The sequence below is a fragment of the Streptomyces rapamycinicus NRRL 5491 genome (genome assembly GCF_024298965.1).
Taxonomy (GTDB): domain Bacteria; phylum Actinomycetota; class Actinomycetes; order Streptomycetales; family Streptomycetaceae; genus Streptomyces; species Streptomyces rapamycinicus.
This window is the reverse complement of record NZ_CP085193.1, coordinates 9403441-9419805: the sequence shown is the minus strand read 5'-3', so window position 1 is coordinate 9419805 and position 16365 is coordinate 9403441. Positions and strand designations below refer to the sequence as shown.

The 16365-nt window shown below is 70.4% G+C and carries 15 protein-coding genes and 1 pseudogene; 6 read left to right on the top strand and 10 right to left on the bottom strand.

The window, feature by feature from the left end; all coding sequences use genetic code 11:
* Positions 1-140: 140 nt before the first annotated feature.
* Positions 141-958, bottom strand: a protein-coding gene (locus LIV37_RS39700; RefSeq protein WP_243146081.1) for an IS5 family transposase whose coding sequence is annotated in 2 segments (ribosomal slippage) — positions 141-601 and positions 601-958 — 819 coding nt in all. Because the reading frame shifts where the segments join, the coding sequence is not laid out codon by codon here.
* A gap of 200 nt (positions 959-1158) precedes the next feature.
* Positions 1159-2088: an alpha/beta fold hydrolase gene (locus LIV37_RS39695; RefSeq protein WP_020872691.1), complete on the bottom strand. Its 930-nt coding sequence runs from the start codon at positions 2086-2088 to the stop codon at positions 1159-1161.
* Between the two features lie 156 nt (positions 2089-2244).
* Between LIV37_RS39695 and LIV37_RS39690 the strand changes: the two genes are divergently transcribed.
* Positions 2245-3012, top strand: a complete 768-nt coding sequence (locus LIV37_RS39690) for an IclR family transcriptional regulator (protein ID WP_121823959.1) — start codon at positions 2245-2247, stop codon at positions 3010-3012.
* Between the two features lie 285 nt (positions 3013-3297).
* Here the strand turns inward: LIV37_RS39690 and LIV37_RS39685 are convergent.
* Positions 3298-4035: pseudogene (locus tag LIV37_RS39685) on the bottom strand (SDR family NAD(P)-dependent oxidoreductase); the annotation flags it as partial.
* Between the two features lie 234 nt (positions 4036-4269).
* Here LIV37_RS39685 and LIV37_RS39680 point away from each other — a divergent pair.
* The 4 genes from LIV37_RS39680 (at position 4270) to LIV37_RS39665 (ending at position 7145) form a co-directional block, all read left to right on the top strand.
* Positions 4270-4695: a MarR family winged helix-turn-helix transcriptional regulator gene (locus LIV37_RS39680; protein ID WP_121823960.1), complete on the top strand. Its 426-nt coding sequence runs from the start codon at positions 4270-4272 to the stop codon at positions 4693-4695.
* A 98-nt stretch (positions 4696-4793) separates the two neighbouring features.
* Complete coding sequence (locus LIV37_RS39675; RefSeq protein ID WP_020872685.1) at positions 4794-5684, top strand: NmrA/HSCARG family protein; 891 nt, start codon at positions 4794-4796, stop codon at positions 5682-5684.
* A gap of 325 nt (positions 5685-6009) precedes the next feature.
* Positions 6010-6411 carry a MarR family winged helix-turn-helix transcriptional regulator gene (locus tag LIV37_RS39670; protein WP_121823961.1) on the top strand — a complete coding sequence of 134 codons (402 nt, stop codon included), beginning with the start codon at positions 6010-6012 and terminating at the stop codon, positions 6409-6411.
* 545 nt (positions 6412-6956) lie between these two features.
* Positions 6957-7145: a hypothetical protein gene (locus LIV37_RS39665; protein ID WP_254807142.1), complete on the top strand. Its 189-nt coding sequence runs from the start codon at positions 6957-6959 to the stop codon at positions 7143-7145.
* A gap of 295 nt (positions 7146-7440) precedes the next feature.
* Here the strand turns inward: LIV37_RS39665 and LIV37_RS39655 are convergent, their stop codons facing one another.
* From LIV37_RS39655 to LIV37_RS39645, 3 genes are read right to left on the bottom strand one after another with little or no spacing between them, the layout of a single operon-like run.
* Positions 7441-8439: an amidohydrolase family protein gene (locus LIV37_RS39655; RefSeq protein WP_121823962.1), complete on the bottom strand. Its 999-nt coding sequence runs from the start codon at positions 8437-8439 to the stop codon at positions 7441-7443.
* Positions 8436-9188 (bottom strand): SDR family NAD(P)-dependent oxidoreductase, encoded by a 753-nt coding sequence (locus LIV37_RS39650; RefSeq protein ID WP_020872682.1) that lies wholly within the window; start codon positions 9186-9188, stop codon positions 8436-8438. Before LIV37_RS39650 ends, LIV37_RS39655 begins: the two co-directional genes overlap by 4 nt.
* Positions 9189-9236: 48 nt before the next feature.
* Complete coding sequence (locus tag LIV37_RS39645) at positions 9237-9848, bottom strand: NAD(P)-dependent oxidoreductase (protein ID WP_020872681.1); 612 nt, start codon at positions 9846-9848, stop codon at positions 9237-9239.
* Between the two features lie 135 nt (positions 9849-9983).
* Here LIV37_RS39645 and LIV37_RS39640 point away from each other — a divergent pair, with 135 nt between their 5' ends.
* A complete protein-coding gene (locus LIV37_RS39640; protein WP_214663130.1) occupies positions 9984-10682 on the top strand; it encodes a TetR/AcrR family transcriptional regulator in 699 nt (232 codons plus the stop codon).
* A gap of 18 nt (positions 10683-10700) precedes the next feature.
* On the opposite strand, the gene LIV37_RS39635 is transcribed toward LIV37_RS39640, so the two are convergent.
* Genes LIV37_RS39635 through LIV37_RS39620 form a run of 4 tightly spaced genes read right to left on the bottom strand, consistent with a single transcriptional unit; the run spans position 10701 to position 16325 of the window.
* Complete coding sequence (locus LIV37_RS39635) at positions 10701-12689, bottom strand: acetoacetate--CoA ligase (RefSeq protein ID WP_020872679.1); 1989 nt, start codon at positions 12687-12689, stop codon at positions 10701-10703.
* On the bottom strand, positions 12686-13528 hold the full coding sequence (locus tag LIV37_RS39630; protein WP_020872678.1) for an SMP-30/gluconolactonase/LRE family protein: 843 nt from the start codon (positions 13526-13528) through the stop codon (positions 12686-12688). Before LIV37_RS39630 ends, LIV37_RS39635 begins: the two co-directional genes overlap by 4 nt.
* On the bottom strand, positions 13525-15012 hold the full coding sequence (locus tag LIV37_RS39625) for a bifunctional 3-(3-hydroxy-phenyl)propionate/3-hydroxycinnamic acid hydroxylase (RefSeq protein ID WP_020872677.1): 1488 nt from the start codon (positions 15010-15012) through the stop codon (positions 13525-13527). The genes LIV37_RS39630 and LIV37_RS39625 overlap by 4 nt, the downstream gene beginning before the upstream one ends.
* An 11-nt stretch (positions 15013-15023) precedes the next feature.
* Positions 15024-16325 carry an MFS transporter gene (locus tag LIV37_RS39620; protein ID WP_121823964.1) on the bottom strand — a complete coding sequence of 434 codons (1302 nt, stop codon included), beginning with the start codon at positions 16323-16325 and terminating at the stop codon, positions 15024-15026.
* Between the last annotated feature and the right edge of the window lie 40 nt (positions 16326-16365).

Sequence of the window (16365 nt, the reverse complement as noted above, 5' to 3'; positions counted from 1 at the left end):
CGAAGACGACGACTCTTGGCATGTGACTCCTCCTCTTTCCATGCTGGTTTGTTGCTCGCGGACGACGTTACGGAACCGCTGGTTACCGTTTGGTAACCTTCGGTGTCATGCAGAACGTGGCCGGATCAGCCTTAAAGGCGCTAACAAAGGCGTCTGACGTGTCGGTGGGTGATCAGGCAGGTGGCGAGGCCGAGGAAGGCCTCGTGGATGTCATCGCGCCGCTCCCATCGGATCCGAAGCCGACGGAAGCCGTGGAGCCAGGAGATCGTGCGCTCGACGACGTAGCGGAAGATGCCCAGGCCGGAGCCGTGTGGCTGGCCGCGCTCGGCGATCACGGGGCGGATCCCGCGCTGCCAGAGCAGGCGCCGGTACTTGTCATGGTCGTAGCCTCGGTCGGCCAGCAGCGCGTCCGGCCGCCGGCGCGGCCTGCCGACCCGGCCCACAACCGCAGGGATCTTGTCGAGCAGGGGCAGGAGTTGGGCGACGTCGTTGCGGTTGCCGCCGGTCAACGACACCGCGAGCGGGAAGCCCTGGGCGTCGACGATGAGGTGGTGCTTGCTGCCCGGCCGTGCGCGGTCGACCGGGCTGGGTCCGCTTTTGGGCCCCTTCGGGCAGCCCGCACGTGCGAGGAATCGATCACCGCCCGGGACCAGTCCAGCTGGTTCTTCGATCGCAGCTTCTCCAGCAGCACCACGTGCAGCTTGACCCAGGCGCTTGCCTCGTTCCACGCGGCCAGCCGCCGCCAGCAGGTCATGCCCGAGCCGAAGCCCAACTCCTGCGGCAGGTACTCCCACTGGATACCGGTATGCAGCACGAACAGGATCCCGCACAGCGCCTGCCGGTCCGGCACCCGAGGTCTGCCCTCCACCAGCTTCGGACCCGGCTCGGGCAGCAACGGCTCGATGAGCGACCACAGTTCATCCGACACGATCCACGGCCGCGACTGGCGCTTCCCCATAACCGGACCAACAAGCAGACAAGCCAACAGTCACATGATCAACCGCTTTTGTTAGAGCCAGTAAGAGACCCGCCATCTCCTGGCTGCGGGCCTGAGGCCCCGGCAGAGCGGCGGCCCGCTCGGTCACGCGTATCCGCCACCGGCCGGCCGTGGAGCTCCGGCGCTCGAGGCCCGACGGCGCCTGCCCGCGCGGCGCCCGGTCATGGGGCCAGTGCGGCCGCCCACCGCGTGAAGATCTCGGCGTACCGCGCCGGGTCGGACTGGTGCATCATGTGCGACGCGTCCGGCACCGACTCGTAGTCAACCCTCACCCCCGCCGACTCCATCAACAGCCGGGCCTGCGCGGCCTGCTCGTCGGAGAGTGCCCCGAGCAGGTTCCCGGTCTCCGGGTCGGTGCCGCGCATGTGGTGCGTGAGGAGCACCGGCGTGTTGACCCGGCCCAGCATGCGCTCGTGCGGGCAGTTCAGCCCGACGGTGCCCTCGTGGAAGGCCCGGGCCCATTCCGGGTCGTACTCCTTCAGGTGCTGCGGAATCCCGTCGGCCACGAAGGACCGCGCCATCGGCGACGCCGAGGCGCCGGCCGCGCGGCAGAACCCCTCCCAGTCACTCACGCTCCACTGGTCGCCGAGATACGTGCGGAACAGTTCGAACACCGGACCCGCCCCCTGCCGGACCGAGTGACCATGTGCGGGGACGAGTTCGGACGCGAAGAACGGCGGGTCCTCGCACAGGACGCCGCGGAGCTGACCGGGCATGGAGTACGCCGACAGCCACGCCGCGAGGACGCCGCCGGAGGAATTGCCCGCGACGACGACGGGCCGCTTCACCACCAGGGCGATGAACCGGACCAGGTCGTTACCGAAGTTGTCGAGGCTGTACCGCTTCGGGGTCCAACTGCTGCGCCCCTGGCCCCGCAGGTCGACGGCGTAGACGTGGAAGTGCTCCGCGAGGAGGCCCATCGCCTCCTCGTACGACCACCAGGATCCCGTCTGCTCGGGGATCAGCAGCACGGCGGGCCGGTCCGGGTCACCGGCCTCGGCGTAGTTCATGGTGATCTCGCCGAGATCGACCTGCTGTTCGGGGTAGGCGTGCGGGACGTGGACGTCGCGCAGCGCGGGGCTGGTTACCATTGTGGTCTCCTCGGTCTGTGCTGCCCGTCGTTACGGGCGGACGGCGCTTCCCGCGGCCCGGCGCCGGTGATCAGAGCCGGCGCCCGCCCTCACCGGGTGGGCACGTCACAGAGCTATTATTCGAACCGTGGCAGACGACGCGCACCGACGATTCCGATGAGTGGAACACCGGTACAAGTCCCGCGCTCGGGCAGGCCGTTGCGCGGCGAGCCGGTCCTGGAGCGAGCCTTCCGGGTTCTGGGTGCCTTCACCGAGGCCGGCGAGGGCCTGGCACTCCACACACTCGCGGCCCGGGCGGGCCTTCCGAAGAGCACCACGTCCCGGATCGCGGCCCAGCTGACGGACGTGGGAGCCCTCGAACGCCTCGACAACGGCGACTTCGTCGTCGGCCTGCAACTGCTCGAGATCGCCTCGCTGGCACCCCGCGGTCACGGACTGCGCGCCGCCGCTCTGCCGTTCATGCAGGACCTGCACCGGGTCACCGGCCAGCACATCCTCCTCGCCGTGCGCGACGGCGACGAGGCCGTTCTGGTCGAGCGGCTGTCCGCACGGGGCGCGGCGGCGGTCAAGTACCGGGTCGGCGGACGCCTCCCCCTCATCGGGACCGGCATCGGCATCGCCCTGCTGGCGCACGCCCCCGGGCGCATACGGAAGGAAGCGCTGGCCGGCGCGGACGACGCGGCCTGCGTCCGCCGGCTCCTGGCCACCGTACGCACGGACGGCGTCTGCGCCGTGACGGTGCCCAACCCACTGCGCTCCGGGCCCACCGCAATGTCGACCGTCGCCGCCCCGATCCTGAACCGCCGCGGCGACGCACTGGGCGCGTTGTCGTTGGTCGCACCCGATGAGGGCGGGCCCCGTACCGCGGCCGTGACGGCGCTGCGCAGGGCGAGTCTGGCGATCTCCCGGGCCGCGAGGCCGTGAACCACGTCTGCGCCGGACAGCAGACCGGCGCCCGTCGGCGGGAACGCCCACGGCCCGGTCCCCTGTCACCGTTCCGGCCGTCCACGGCACCACCACCGTGGACAGCTCGGCTTCGGTCCGCCCGGTGTGCAGCCGCCAGTAGGCGTCGGCGATCGTCTGCGGCTGGGAGTCGTGGCCCTCTTGGCCGATGTAGGCGGCGATCGCCACGTGCGCGGCGTAGACGCCGGTACCGGAGAGCGCCGCGTGCAGGTTGAGGATCCAGTTGCGCATCCCCCCGGTGGCGATCTGGACGTTCGCCACGTGCGGGGCGATCACCGGCCCCGATCCCGCCCCGCTGCTGACCAGGATCGTCCCCGTGCCGCGCTCCAGCATGCCGGGCAGGACGTGCTGCACCGCCGCCACGCCCCCGAGCAGATAGAGGTCCAGCTGGGCCAGAACCGAGTCGACGGTGACCGTCGTGGCCTCGACCAGCGGCGCCCGGCGCAAGTCGGCCGGTGACGGCGCGGGCGAGTACTCGAGTATGTCGATCGGTCCCAGCCGCTCCTCGGCTGCGGTGAGCGCGGCGTGCAGAGCGGGACGGTCGGTCACGTCGGCGGGGAACGCCTCGGCCCGCACGCCCGTGTCGGACAACTCGTCGGCCACTGCCTGCAGCGTCGTGCGGCTGCGCGCGATCAGCGCCACGTCGACCCCTTCGGCGGCGGACCGCCGGCCGATCGCGCGCCCGAGTTGAGTGCCTGCGCCCACGATCGCGAACGTGCTCAATTTCGCCACCTCGTTACCCTTGTATCGACATTCCGGACCGCGGATGTCGGATCTTCGATGTATGCCGGAACAAGGGTAGGAAGCGTGTGGTCCCGGCGCCTCGGACCCGTGCGTCAGCTCGAACGGGAGATTCGCGACAACGATGAGCGGTACTTTCTCGGCGGACGTGAGCGGCGCGAACGCCTTCAGCGTCTTCGCACACGAGTGGCGGAGCAGGATGGGCGAGCCCTTCGCCCTGGCGCCCTTCCGCCGGACGACCATGTCCGGGTTCTCGGTGCGCTCCCGCGGGTTCCGCGTGCGGGACATGATGTTCAACCGCTTCGAGACCGCGGCCGCCCTGCGGACGGGGGGTCGGAGGGTCGGGGCCGACGATCACGTACGCCTGTGGATCGTCCACCGGGGGGCCTGGCGGTTCGGTGAACCGGGAGGAGCCGAGCACACGGCACCGGCCGGCGCGGCCAGTATGCTGTTCGTCATCGGGCCGGGGAGGTCAGCGTGGACTATGGCGACAAGCTCTTCTGGCTCTCGGTTGTGATTCAACGCAAGTACGCGCAGATCTGCGCCGAGTTCGACCTGACCCCCTCGCAGGCCACGCTGCTCTGCGCAGTCAGGGACGAGCCGCGGCAGATGGCCGACCTCGCCGCGTCGTTGGGCATGACCAAGAACGCATTGAGCCAGCTGGTCGATCGCACCGCGCGGCGCGAGTTGGTCGACCGGGCAAGCTCGACGCAGGACCGACGGGTCGTCATGCTCAGCGTGACACCCACGGGGAAGGTGCTCGCCGAGGCCGTTTACGCCGAGGTCGCCAAGCGCCTGCCCGATATCACGAGGAACCTTGGCGCTGACGACCAGCGCGACTTCGAGCGCGTGGCCACCGCCATCGTGGACACCTCAGACCTCTCTTCGCCCGCCTCGAACTGACCCATCACATCGTGAGGTCTCGCCACACCCACGCCTTGACGAAGTTCATGCCGTGAACTAGTTTCGTTCACGCCATGAACTAGTGAAGGGTGGCAGCGATGAGCACTCAGAAGACCGGCGCGATCGCAGTCTTCGGCGCGACGGGGCAGCAGGGCGGGGCGGTGGTCGACGCGCTGCTGGACCACAAGGCGCGGGTGCGGGCTTTGGTCCGCGACCCGCAGTCCGACCGGGCTCAGGCGCTGGCCGCCCGCGGCGTCGAGCTGGCGGCCGTCCGGGCCGACGACCCGGCGTCGCTGGCCGCCGCGCTGGCGGCGGTCGAGGGGTTCTACTTCATGACCCCGGAGGCGAACAGCCTCGAAGAGGTCGAGGCGGAGATCCGCATCGGTACCGCGCTCGTCGACGCGGCGGCCGAGGCGGGCGTCCCGCACGTCGTGTTCAACTCGGTCTTCGGAGCGGACCGGGAGCGGGATGTGCCGCACCACGACTCGAAGCACGCGATCGAGGAACACCTGAGGAAGTCCGGCCTCAGGGCCTCGATGGTTCGCGCGACCGCCTTCATGGAGAACTTCACGAGCGTGCTGGCACCGAGCCTGGAGCACGGGGAGATCGTGCTGAGGATGCCGCTGCCGGAGGACGTCCCTCTGAAGATGATCTCGGTCAGGGACATCGGCCGGGTCGCCGCCGCGCTCCTGCTCGACATCGCCCAGGCGCCCGGCGGAGCCGTCGAACTCGTGGGTGACGAGCTGACGGGCCCCCAGATCGCCGCGGCGTTCGGCGCGCGCGCCGGGCTCCCGGCACGGTACGAGGCCCTCCCGGTGAGCGTGCTTCCCAACGACCTCGACAGGGTGATGTTCCGCGAGTTCGCGAAGGCGGCGGAACACCCTGCGGACCCCGCGGTGGTGCGCTCGATCGAGCCGGCCACCCTGGACCTGGTCGAGTGGATCCGAGCCACCGGCTGGACCGCGCCCACGAACGCGGCTGGTTCCTGAACCTCCGGCCGCGATGAACACCCGCGATCGTGCCCACGGTCTCGGCGCTCCGGGCACGGCAACGCTGTGGGTGCCGAAAACCTCATCCGTAGGCTGTGACCTGCAGGATTAAGGATGCGGCTGAGAGTCACCGGGCTGGTACGCCAGGATGATCCATCGTGCTACTGCGACTCCTCTACCTCACGCTTACCAACGCGTTCGCTCTCCTACGGCTGCTGCCGATCAGCGACACCGACAAGAACGTCGAGATTCTCACCCTGCGCCATCAACTGGCCGTCCTTCAAGGCCAGGTCGACCCGGCATCATCGCCTTGCCGCCCACGGCCATGGCAACGAAGGCTTCCGCCGCACTGCCGACGGCCTTCATCTGCCGCACCACACCCGCGGGCAGAAAGACCCTTGGTCGTCCGCTGCTCGCTCTCACCAGCGAGCTGGCCGAACAGCTAGGCGTCACGAAACAGGCCGCTGGTCAGATCGTCGACGACCTGGAGAAACGCGGCTATGTCGAGCGCAGGCCGCACCCTGCTGGCGGCCGGCGAAGGCTCGTCGTGCTGACCGGCAAGGCCCTGGAGCATCTCTCCGTCGCCGGACGAATCCTGCACGAACTCGAGGCGCAGTTGGCCAGGCGGCTTCACGAAGCCGGTCTTCGGGTGCCGCGAGCCGAGATCGCTGCTGCCATTCGCGCCTTGGCAGGTGACTCGATCCCACCACTTCGACCCATCTGGTGAGCCGACTCAGCTTGGCAGGTGCTGTTTACGGCCTCGGCCATCGCACTGTCGTGGCTGTTCACGACAGACCTGACCGAAGCGAACGCGTCGACATCGTACAAGCCAGCCGAGGTAGCCGGTGCAGCAAACCACCAAGCCTCCCTTGCGCAGATGTGCGGCTGGATGCGCCCGAAGCCGAGCCAACTTCGGCAGACGTTTCCACATCTTCGAGGTTGTAGCGTTACCCGCACTTGTCGCCACGACAAGGGGAATCCCCAGGTCAGGGACCTGTGAGGCGTGAGGTGGTCGCGTGGTGTGTCCCTGGGCGGAGACTGGAAGTGCCGGCACCTCGTATCACTCCCAGGAGGCGATCATCATGCGCTTCTCCGCCGACCATGGACGCATCTACCGCCGCTGCGGATGCCGCGACACACACCGCCACCAGCTCGGAACCCACTGCCCACGACTGACCGCAGACAGTAACCACGGAAGCTGGACCTTCCAGCAGGGCACGGTTCCTGATCCGCGCCCGCGACTCGAAGTTCACAACCGCCTTCGACGCCCTGATGACCGATGCCGGTCTCAAGGTCGTCACCACCAGCGTTCGGATACCTCGGATGAACTCCCTCATCAAGCCCTGGATACAGACCTGCCGCACCGAACTCCTGGACCGGACCCTGATCTGGAACCAGCCCCCCACCCCCTGCGCGAGTACGAATCCTTCTACAACGAACACCGCCCGCACAGAGCCCTGAAAAACGCCGCACCATGCCGCCCACTACCTACACCCCTCACCCAACAAGCCCAGCTCACCCACCTGGAAGTCCACAGACGAGACCGGCTCGACGGAACGCTCCACCAGTACCAGCACGCCGCCTGAGCTGCGCAGATGATGTATCGGCACCCGCAGTGCTGGCCGACTGTGCGGCGGCGGCCCGCCGGACGGACGAGCTGGTGACCACGCTGCCGCCGAGACCGCGCAGCACCCCGGCCACGCCGACATCGTCCGCGAGTCCCTCGCCGGTGCCAAGGGCACGGGGCAGGCCCGGCTCACCCGGTCAGACTGAACACTCGCTCCGCCGTCCGGTGGGCGATCGCCGTGCGCTGGTCGTCGGTCAGCGGGGTGTTCCGCAGGAAGTCCACAGCCGCCTTCGGGGCCTCGTACGGGTAGTCGACCGCGAACATCACGCGGTCCTCGCCCACCGCGCGCAGGGCCAGGCCCAGGACGTCCGGGTCGTCGATGCCGCTCGTGGTGAGCACGAAGTTGCGGCGGAAGTACTCGCTCGGTGTCAGTGACAGCCGTGGCATCGGCGTCGCCGCGCCGGCCGTCGCGGCGGCGAACGCGTGCCGGTTGTCGATGCGCCGCAGCCAGTACGGAATGCCCTCGCCGAGATGGCCGAGTACGACGGTCAGCCCTGGGTGACGGTCCAGCGTGCCGCTGAGGATGAGCCGCATGGCGTGCAGGCCGGCCTCGGCCTGGTAGCCCCAGATCGCCCCGAGCAGCCCATAAGGCCGGTAGGCGTCGAGCATGCTCGGCACCCGGGGGTGCAGATAGACCGGCGCCCCGCTCGCCTCGGCCGCTGCCAGCAGCGGGGCGAATCGCGGCCCGTCCAGGTAGTGCCCGCCGGTGTGGGAGTTGATCATGATGCCGTTGAGGCCGAGCGCGCCCATGGCCCGTTCGATCTCGGTGGCCGCTGCCTCCGGGGCCTGCGGAGTCACCGTGGCCAGTCCGCCGAACCGGCCCGGATGCCGCCGTACGATCGCGGCCAGCGCGTCGTTGAACTCCCGGGCCAGCGGCACCGCGTCGGCCGCCGGGTAGGCTTGCACCCCGGGCGGGTTCAGGCTCAGCACCGCCATGTCCTGGCCGAGCGCGTCCATCTCCCGCAGCCGGGACGCGAGATCGGTGAGCCGGGCGCGGAACGCCGGGTCGCTCTCCATGGTGCGCATGCCGTTCATCTCGGCCTGGTCACTCGGCGCGACGTCCAGCCCGTGCGCGACACGCAGGAACGCCTCGGTGGCCATGTGCTCCTCGACCGCTACGACCCTCATGCCCGCCGTCCACCGTCGACCGACAGCGCGACGCCGGTGATGTAGGACGCGGCATCCGAGCAGAGCCAGACCGCCGCGGCCGCCGCCTCTTCCGAGGTGGCCATCCGGCCCAGCGGGGTCATCGCCGACTGCATCGCGATCATGTCGGTGCCCTCCGCCACCCGCTCGAAGCCGGGGGTGCGGGTCGGGCCGGGGCAGATAGCGTTAACGCGGATGCCCTGCGGCGCGTAGTCCACGGCGGCCACCTTACTGAGGCCGACAACGCCGTGCTTGGCTGCCACGTAAGCGGGGGCGGTCGGGATCGCGTACAGACCGCCGTTGGAGGCGACGTTGACGATCGCGCCACCGCCTCGGCCGTGCAGCTCGGGCAGTTCGTACTTCATGCACAGAAAGGTCCCGGTCAGGTTGATGCGGACCACGTGCTCGAACTCCTCCGCGGTCATCTGGTCGAGCCTGCGGTGGTGCGAGTCCAGGCCGGCGTTGTTCACGGCGAAGTCGAGGCCGCCGTACGTCTCTACCGTGCGCTCGACGGCCGTGCGTACCGCGTCCTCGTCGGCGATGTCGACGGGGAGGGCCTGGGCCTGTCCGCCGTCCTTCCTGATCAATTCGGTGGTCTCGGCGGCGGCGGCCTCGTCGATGTCCGTGACCGTGACGGCGGCGCCCTGCCGGGCCAGTTCGATCACCGTCGCCCGGCCGATGCCGCTTCCGGCGCCCGTGACGAGTCCTGCTTTTCCTGCGAACGCGCTCATGATGACCTTTCGATGCGGTTACTGCGGTTACTGGGATTGCCGCGGTGGCTAGCTCAGGGGCACAACGATCTCGGTGCCGTACGTGCCCGCCTCCGCCTCGTCCAGCAGCAGGGCCGCCAGCGTGACGCGGGAGATGCGGGGCGGCAGCAGAGGGGGCCGCAGCTCCGCCAGGGGGATGGTGCGGCGGGTGGGGCTGAGGGGGCCGTCGGTGACGTCCGGGGCGTGGAACACCGTGGCGCCGGCGGCCAGGGCGACCTCGTCGGCCTCGACCTTCTCGGCCAGTTCCGAGCCGACGAACATCCGCATCACCCCGGCGTAGATCAATCCGCCCGACCGGCTGGACACTCCCGAGCCCAGTGCGCCGAGCCACACCGTGCGCACGTCCGCCGCCGCGAGCGCCCTGGCCCCGGCGACCAGCGCGCCCGGCCCGTCGCCCTTGCCGATGCCGATGGCCGAGACGGCCACGTCGACGTCGCTCAGGTCGGGAAAGCCCCGCGGGACGGTGACGTCCGCCGTCCGGACCTCCACCTGCCGCGGCACGGGCACGGTGACCTTGGCCGGTGTGCGTACCAGGGCCACGACTTCGTGCCCCCGCTCCAGCGCCTGGTCGAGGAGTGTGCCGCCGGTCCGTCCCGACGCTCCGAGTATGGCGATACGCATGATCAAACACCCTTTGACTGAACAACCGTTGGTGACTTAACTAAACAACCGTTGGTTAGAGATGTCAAGGCGCGGGGTGCCTGTACGGTGAACATCTGTTGCTCAGCCGTTCACACTGGTCAGAAGGGGACGAAGATGGCGCCTCAGGAGCGGTCCGCTCCCCGTCGCCGCAATCCGCGCGGACAGGGGCAGTTGCTCAAGGCCCAGCTCGTGGACGCCGCGGCGAAGCTGCTGGCCACCCTCGACCAGCCGGAGACGCTGACCCTGCGGCAGGTCGCGCGGGAGGTCGGCGTGGCACCGGCCAGCATCTACAGCCACTTCCCCGACCTGAGCGCGCTGATCCAGCACGTACTGCGACTGCGCTACGAGGAGCTGTCCCGGCTGATGGACGAGGCCGCGCGCTCCGCCCCGGACCCGCTGGCCGACCTCGTCGCCCGGTGCGCCGCCTATGTGCGCTGGGGAGTCGGCCAGCCCGGCCACTACCGCACCCTCTTCGGCGGACGGATGCCGGACGACCTCGTCCCCGGCTCGGCACACGGTGCCGGGGCCGAACCGTTGGAGGCCGTGGTGGTCTCCCTGGCGGCCGTCACCGACGACCAGGCCACGGCGGAGCGGCAGTGGCAGGCCGGGCTCCTGCTCTGGACCGCACTGCACGGCCTGGTCAGCCTCTACAACGACCACGGGAACATGCCCTGGCCGCCCCTGGACGACTTGATCACCGACCTGATCAGCCTGCACACCGCCCGACCGGCGGCCGAGATCGCGCCCCTTTTGCCGCCGTGCGGGGACGATCCGGGTTCCGCCGGCACCTCGTCTCCTTCGTCCGGCCTCTGACGCGGTCCCGCGCCACGGTCACCCGGGGGTGCCCGGAGCCGTGCCGCGTCGCGCGCGGTGTGCGGCGCCGATCCTCGCGTACCAGTCGAGGTGGTCGGGCCGGTCGACGCTGCCGGGGTCGGCCACAGTGTCCAGGGCGTCTCCGCGCAGCAGACGTTTTACGGGGACCTCGAGTTTCTTGCCGGTGCGGGTGTGCGGGATGCCGGGGGCCTGGATGATCTCGTCGGGGACGTGGCGGGGGGAGGCTCCGCGGCGGATGGCGGCGCGGATCTTCTCGCGCAGCGCGTCGTCGAGGCCGATGCCGTCGGTGGTGGTGACGAACAGCGGCATCCAGTAGTCGCCGCCGTCCTGCTCGACCCCGACGACGAGAGCCTCCGCGATCTCCGCCAGTTCCTCCACCGGGCCGTATATGTCGCTGCTTCCCATGCGTACGCCGTGGCGGTTCAGGGTCGCGTCGGACCGGCCGTGCAGGAGCACCGAGCCGTGGCCGGTGAGGGTGATCCAGTCACCGTGCCGCCACACTCCCGGGTAGATGTCGAAGTAGGCGGCGCGGTAGCGCGAACCGTCGGGGTCGTCCCAGAAGAACAACGGCATCGACGGCATCGGCCGCAGGACCACCAGTTCTCCCACCTCGCCGCGCACCGATTTCCCGTCGGGGCCGTAGGCGTCCACGGACACCCCGAGGCAGGGAGCAGACAGTTCGCCGGCCCGGACCGGTGTGGTGGGGGCGGCGCCCAGGAACGCGGTGACCACGTCGGTGCCGCCGCTGCTGCACACCACCTGGGTCCCGGGCCCGAGTTCACCGGCGACCCAGTGCTGGAGGTCGGTGGGGAACGCCGAGCCGGTGACCCCCAGCCGCTCCGGCGCGGCCGGACCGTGGCCGGTGAGCCGCACGCCGGCCTTGCGGCAGGCCGCGAGGTAACCGGGGCTGGTGCCCAGGACGCTCACCTCCAGGCCGGCCGCGAGCCGCCAGAGCGCGTCGGTGCCGGGATGGGCCGGGCTGCCGTCGTAACACACGGCGGTGGCGCCCAGCAGCAGGCCGGACACCAGGACGTTCCACATCATCCAGCTCGGTGTGGTGTGCCACAACAGGCGGTCCCCTGCGCGTAGGCCGAGCTGGAGGCCCAGGTTCTTGAGCTGCTCGAGCACCACCCCGCCGTGCCCGTGCACCATGCCCTTCGGCCGCCCGGTCGTGTCTGAGGAGAACACGACCCACAGCGGATGGTCGAACGGTACCGGGAGCGGCGCGAGTTCGGCGTCGTCGTGCGCGGTGAGCGCGGACCACGCGAGGGCGCCGGGCACCTGCGCCGCGTCCCCTATGGCGACGGTCGCCGCCAGGTCCGGCAGGGCGGCGCGCAGAGCCTGTACATCGGCGCGGCGGTCGACACGCTTGCCGGCGTGTACGCAGCCGGTCGCGGCGATCAGTACGGCCGGCCGGAGTTGCGCGAACCGTGCCGCGGCCGCCGCCCCGGTGTAGTCCTGTCCGCACACCGCCCAGGTCGCGCCCAGGGCGGCGGTGGCGAGGAAGGCCACGACGGCCTCCGGACCGTTGGGGAGGTACCCCACGATCCGGTCCCCCGGGCGCACGCCCAGTGCGGTGAGCTCCCGCGCGAGCGAAGCGACCTGGCGGCGCAGGCCGTCCCAGGTCACGGCGGTCGGGCCGGTGTCCTCGGTCACCGTGATGACGGCGGTGCCGGTGCCGGGCCGGCCGCGGAACACCTCGGCCGTGTAGTTCAGGGTGCTGCCGGGAAACCAGACGCTGCCCGGCATGGCCTCGGTCGCCAGCGCGGGGCCCGCCGGGCGCTCGGGCAGACCGAAGTAATCCCACACCGCGGCCCAGAAGCCGTTCACGTCGTTGACCGACCACTCCCACAGCCGGTGGTAGTCGCCGCTCAGTTCGCGTCCGTCACGTCCGGCGCGCTGTTCCGCGAACCGCGCGAAGTCGGTGATCCGGGCGCCCTCGATGGCCCGCGCCGTCGGGATCCAGTCCGGTGGCTCCGTACTCACAAGGCGTCCCCCGCCTTCGTCACGTCGAGCAGCGCGACAGTCGTACGCACCGCCTTGTGGGCCATGGCCTCGCCCAGCGGGCGGCCTCCGGTGTCGGCGAGGGTGACGAACAGCCGGCCCCCGCCGTCGCCGCAGCACGCGATCGGCAGCAACGTCCCGGTGCCCACCGAGGTCACCAGCTCGTTCTCCCGCACCAGGACGACGGCGTGGCCGGTCGTGGTGGCCACCCACACGCCGTCCGGTGCCGCCCAGATGCCGTCCGGCCGCGCGTCCTCGCCGACCAGCCGGGCGAGGTCGGCGTAGGTGCGCCGACCGGTGAGGGCACCGTCGGCGGCGACGGTGAAGGCGGTCAACCGTTGCCGGATGGTCTCGGCGACGACCAGGGTGCGGCCGTCGTCGACGAAGGCCAGGCCGTTGGGGAACTCGATGTCCTCGGCGGCCACCCCTACCGTTCCGTCGGCGGCGACGCGCAGCACCCGGCCCGGCCGCACGGGCTCACCTGCGTGCGCGGCGAAGCCGACGTCGTCCACGTAGAGGTTGCCGTACGGGTCGCCGGCCATGTCGCCGAGCGGACCGGTAGCCACCGCGCTCAAATCGGCGTAGGCGTCGAACCGCTCACCAGTCCACACCCCGATGCGCCGTTCATACATCATGGCACCGGCCAACCCCCCGTCCGGCAGGAACCACAGGCCGTTGGGGACGGCGTCCAGCGGGATGCCGCGCCAGGGACCGTCGTGGTCGGTCCACAGCTTTCCGCCCTGGGTGTCGGACAGCCACAGCGCGCCGTGCTGCCAGCGGGGGCCCTCACCCCACGTCATTCCGGTCGCGTACTCCTTCACGCGCCCACTTCCTGTGTCGATACGGTCCGTGCCAGGTCACGGGTGGCTCGCTCCAGTTCCGCCGGGTCCGCGGCGAGCGCGAAAACGTAGCGGTCCGGGCGGACGATCGCCGCGGCTGCCGCGTGCCCGGCCAGCCAGCTGTCGACGGCCGGCCCCGTCTCCGGAACGATCACCACGCCGAGACGGCGCCACAGTTGCCGCACGTCGGCGGAGACCGCGGAGGTGACCTCCGGCGTGCCGACGACGGTGTAGCCGTAGCCGCTCACGTCGTCCAGTTTCTCCCCGTTCGCGCCGCGGGGCTGTGGGCTCAGGCGCCCGACGGCGCCGCCCGGCCGGGGGACCACACCCGGTCCCAGCGGCGGCCGGAACCTCTCGATCGTCCGCGTTCCGTTCAGCTCCGGGAACGCGCCCGTGCCGAGCGCTTCGATCAGGTTGGACTGCCGGGCGGATTCCTCGATGTAGGGGCGTACGTGCGCGGCACGCTCGCTCTCGTAGGTGTCGAGCAGGGCCTCGGGGCTGTCGCCCTTCACCACCGCGGCGAGCTTCCACGCCAGGTTGGCAGCGTCGCGCAGCCCGGAGCACATGCCCTGGCCGAGCATGGGGGGCATCTCGTGCGCGGCGTCACCGGCGAGCAGCAGCCGGCCGGAGCGCCAGCCGTGCGTGAGCCGGGCGTGCCATTCGTAGGTGTCGGTGCGCATGATGCGGTAACTGCCCGGTTCCAGCCAGCGGCTCAGCAGGTCGTACACCGACTGCGGTCGTTCGAGCCGCGCCGCGTCGTCCTCGCCGAGCAGCATGAACTCGAAGCGGAGCATGGGCGGGAAGATCGGCAGATAGGTCACGGGCCGCTTCCCCTCGCACCAGATGAAACCGCTGTCCGCCGGGAGCTGGGCCGGGTGGTCGAAGGGGTGGACGTCGATGATGAGGGAGCGCTGGGTGCCGTGGAGATCCTCGGTCCCGGCGTTCATCGCGCGCCGGACGAAGGAGCGGGCGCCATCCGAGCCGACGGCCCAGCCGGCCGTGAGGGAGGTCTCGGTTCCGGACGCCCGGTCCAGCAGCGTGAGGCGCACTCCCTGGTCGTCCTGCTCGATCGCGGTGGCCGTCCAGCCGAACCAGAGGTCCACGTTCGCGTCGGCCGCGAGCAGCCCCCGCAGCCGCGACTCGAAGTCCGGCTGGTGGAACTGGTAGTCGGTGCGCCAGCCCTGGTCCGACTCCTCCTCGGGCAGCATCTGCTGAAGGAAGGCCCGCCCGTCCTCCCGGTGCAGTGTCCAGGCGGTCTGGCGCAGGAACCGGTGTTCCATGTCCTGCGCGCCCAGGGTCTGCAGAAGGCGCATGGTCTCGTCGTCGAGATGGGTGGCGCGCGGATGATGGCAGACGAGCCGGTTGGGGTCGATGGCGGCGACCCGCAGCCCCTTCATCGCCAGCAGCCGTGCGAGGGTCAGCCCCACCGGGCCGCAGCCGACGACGGCGACATCGTAGGTGTCCATGGTGTGCTCTCTCATTGTGTGTGTCCAGCCGTCGGCTCCTTGGCGCGCGGCGAGGGAGCGGGACGGCCCTGATTCCGCGGTGCTCGTCCGCCGGCAGCCAGGGTGAGGGCCGCACCGAGGACGGCGGGGACGGCGAAGAGGATGAAGTTCCAACGGGGTTGGAGGCCGGCCGCGAGAATCCAGCCGCCGAGCGTGGGACCGACGATGGCGCCGATGCGGCCCACTCCGAGCGCAACGCCCACCGCACTGGCCCTCGCGGTCACCGGGTAGGAACGCGAGATGTACACGTTGATCAGCCCCTGGACCCCGACCGCGCCGCAGCCGCCGACGATGACGATGGCGTAGAGCACCGGCAGCGGAAGCCGGGTGCTCATAGCGACGATCGCCGCGGCTCCGAGGACGAAACAGGCGGTGATCGGCCCCCGTGATCCGGCACGGTCGGCCAGGAGCGACATGGCGAGCCCGCCGACGGTGGCGCCGAGATTCAGCAGGATCAGGAAGGTCTGGGAGTCCTGCAACGGATAGTCCGCCGTCTGCATCAGCTGCGGCAACCAGGTGTTCACCCCGAAGATGAGCAGGAACGACAGGGCCGCCATGGCGCAGAACATCACCGTGGTGCCGAGGTAGGGCGGCTTCAGCACGAGCCACACACCGCGGCGGTCGGGGACCGGGGCCGACGCGCTGACCGCCCGGTGATACTCCGCGGACTCGGGCAGCCAGGCGAAGGCCATGGGCAGCAGAAGCAGACCGGCGATCCCGCCGACCAGGTACTCCAGATGAAAGCTGTGCCCGGTCAGCAGGGTGTTGGCGACAAGCGCCGCGAAGGAACCGCCGACGGCGGTCCCGCACTGCACGATCCCTGAGAACAGATTCTTCCGCCCGGCCGGGGCGAGTTCGAAGATCAGTGGGCCCATCGCCGGATAGATCGCGCCGACACCGAGCCCGACGACGAATCGGCTCGCGCCGAACAGCGACGGAACGGGAGCCACGGCGCAGGCGAACATCCCTGCGCTGACGGCCCCGATACTGATCAGTGTCGTCCGGCGCCGGCCGAACCGGTCGGTGAACTGGCCTACCAGCAAGGAGCCGACAAGCATGCCGATGGGGGTGAGGCTGCCGAGCAGGCCGACGAGGGCAATGGAGAGGTGCCAGGGACGGTAGTCCAGAAGCAGCGGTGTCGTCGCGCCGAAGGCGACAAGGTCGAAACCCTCCAGTGCCATCACTGCCAGGCCGACGGTGAGCGCGGTGCCCACCGGCGATGAAGGCCCCGGGGACGACCGGCCGCCCCGACGGGCGAACGCTGATGTGCTCAATTTTCCGACTCCGATCTCGGCGCTCTCACCCGTCCGACCG

Excerpts from the sequence above, each read along its gene's own strand:
- LIV37_RS39670 (WP_121823961.1), top strand. The coding sequence starts at position 6,010 with ATGGCAACGAAGGCTTCCGCCGCACTGCCGACGGCCTTCATCTGCCGC.
- LIV37_RS39625 (WP_020872677.1), bottom strand. The coding sequence starts at position 15,012 with ATGGACACCTACGATGTCGCCGTCGTCGGCTGCGGCCCGGTGGGGCTG.
- LIV37_RS39650 (WP_020872682.1), bottom strand. The coding sequence starts at position 9,188 with ATGAGCGCGTTCGCAGGAAAAGCAGGACTCGTCACGGGCGCCGGAAGC.
- LIV37_RS39645 (WP_020872681.1), bottom strand. The coding sequence starts at position 9,848 with ATGCGTATCGCCATACTCGGAGCGTCGGGACGGACCGGCGGCACACTC.
- LIV37_RS39675 (WP_020872685.1), top strand. The coding sequence starts at position 4,794 with ATGAGCACTCAGAAGACCGGCGCGATCGCAGTCTTCGGCGCGACGGGG.
- LIV37_RS39640 (WP_214663130.1), top strand. The coding sequence starts at position 9,984 with ATGGCGCCTCAGGAGCGGTCCGCTCCCCGTCGCCGCAATCCGCGCGGA.
- LIV37_RS39695 (WP_020872691.1), bottom strand. The coding sequence starts at position 2,088 with ATGGTAACCAGCCCCGCGCTGCGCGACGTCCACGTCCCGCACGCCTAC.
- LIV37_RS39690 (WP_121823959.1), top strand. The coding sequence starts at position 2,245 with ATGAGTGGAACACCGGTACAAGTCCCGCGCTCGGGCAGGCCGTTGCGC.
- LIV37_RS39665 (WP_254807142.1), top strand. The coding sequence starts at position 6,957 with ATGACCGATGCCGGTCTCAAGGTCGTCACCACCAGCGTTCGGATACCT.
- LIV37_RS39655 (WP_121823962.1), bottom strand. The coding sequence starts at position 8,439 with ATGAGGGTCGTAGCGGTCGAGGAGCACATGGCCACCGAGGCGTTCCTG.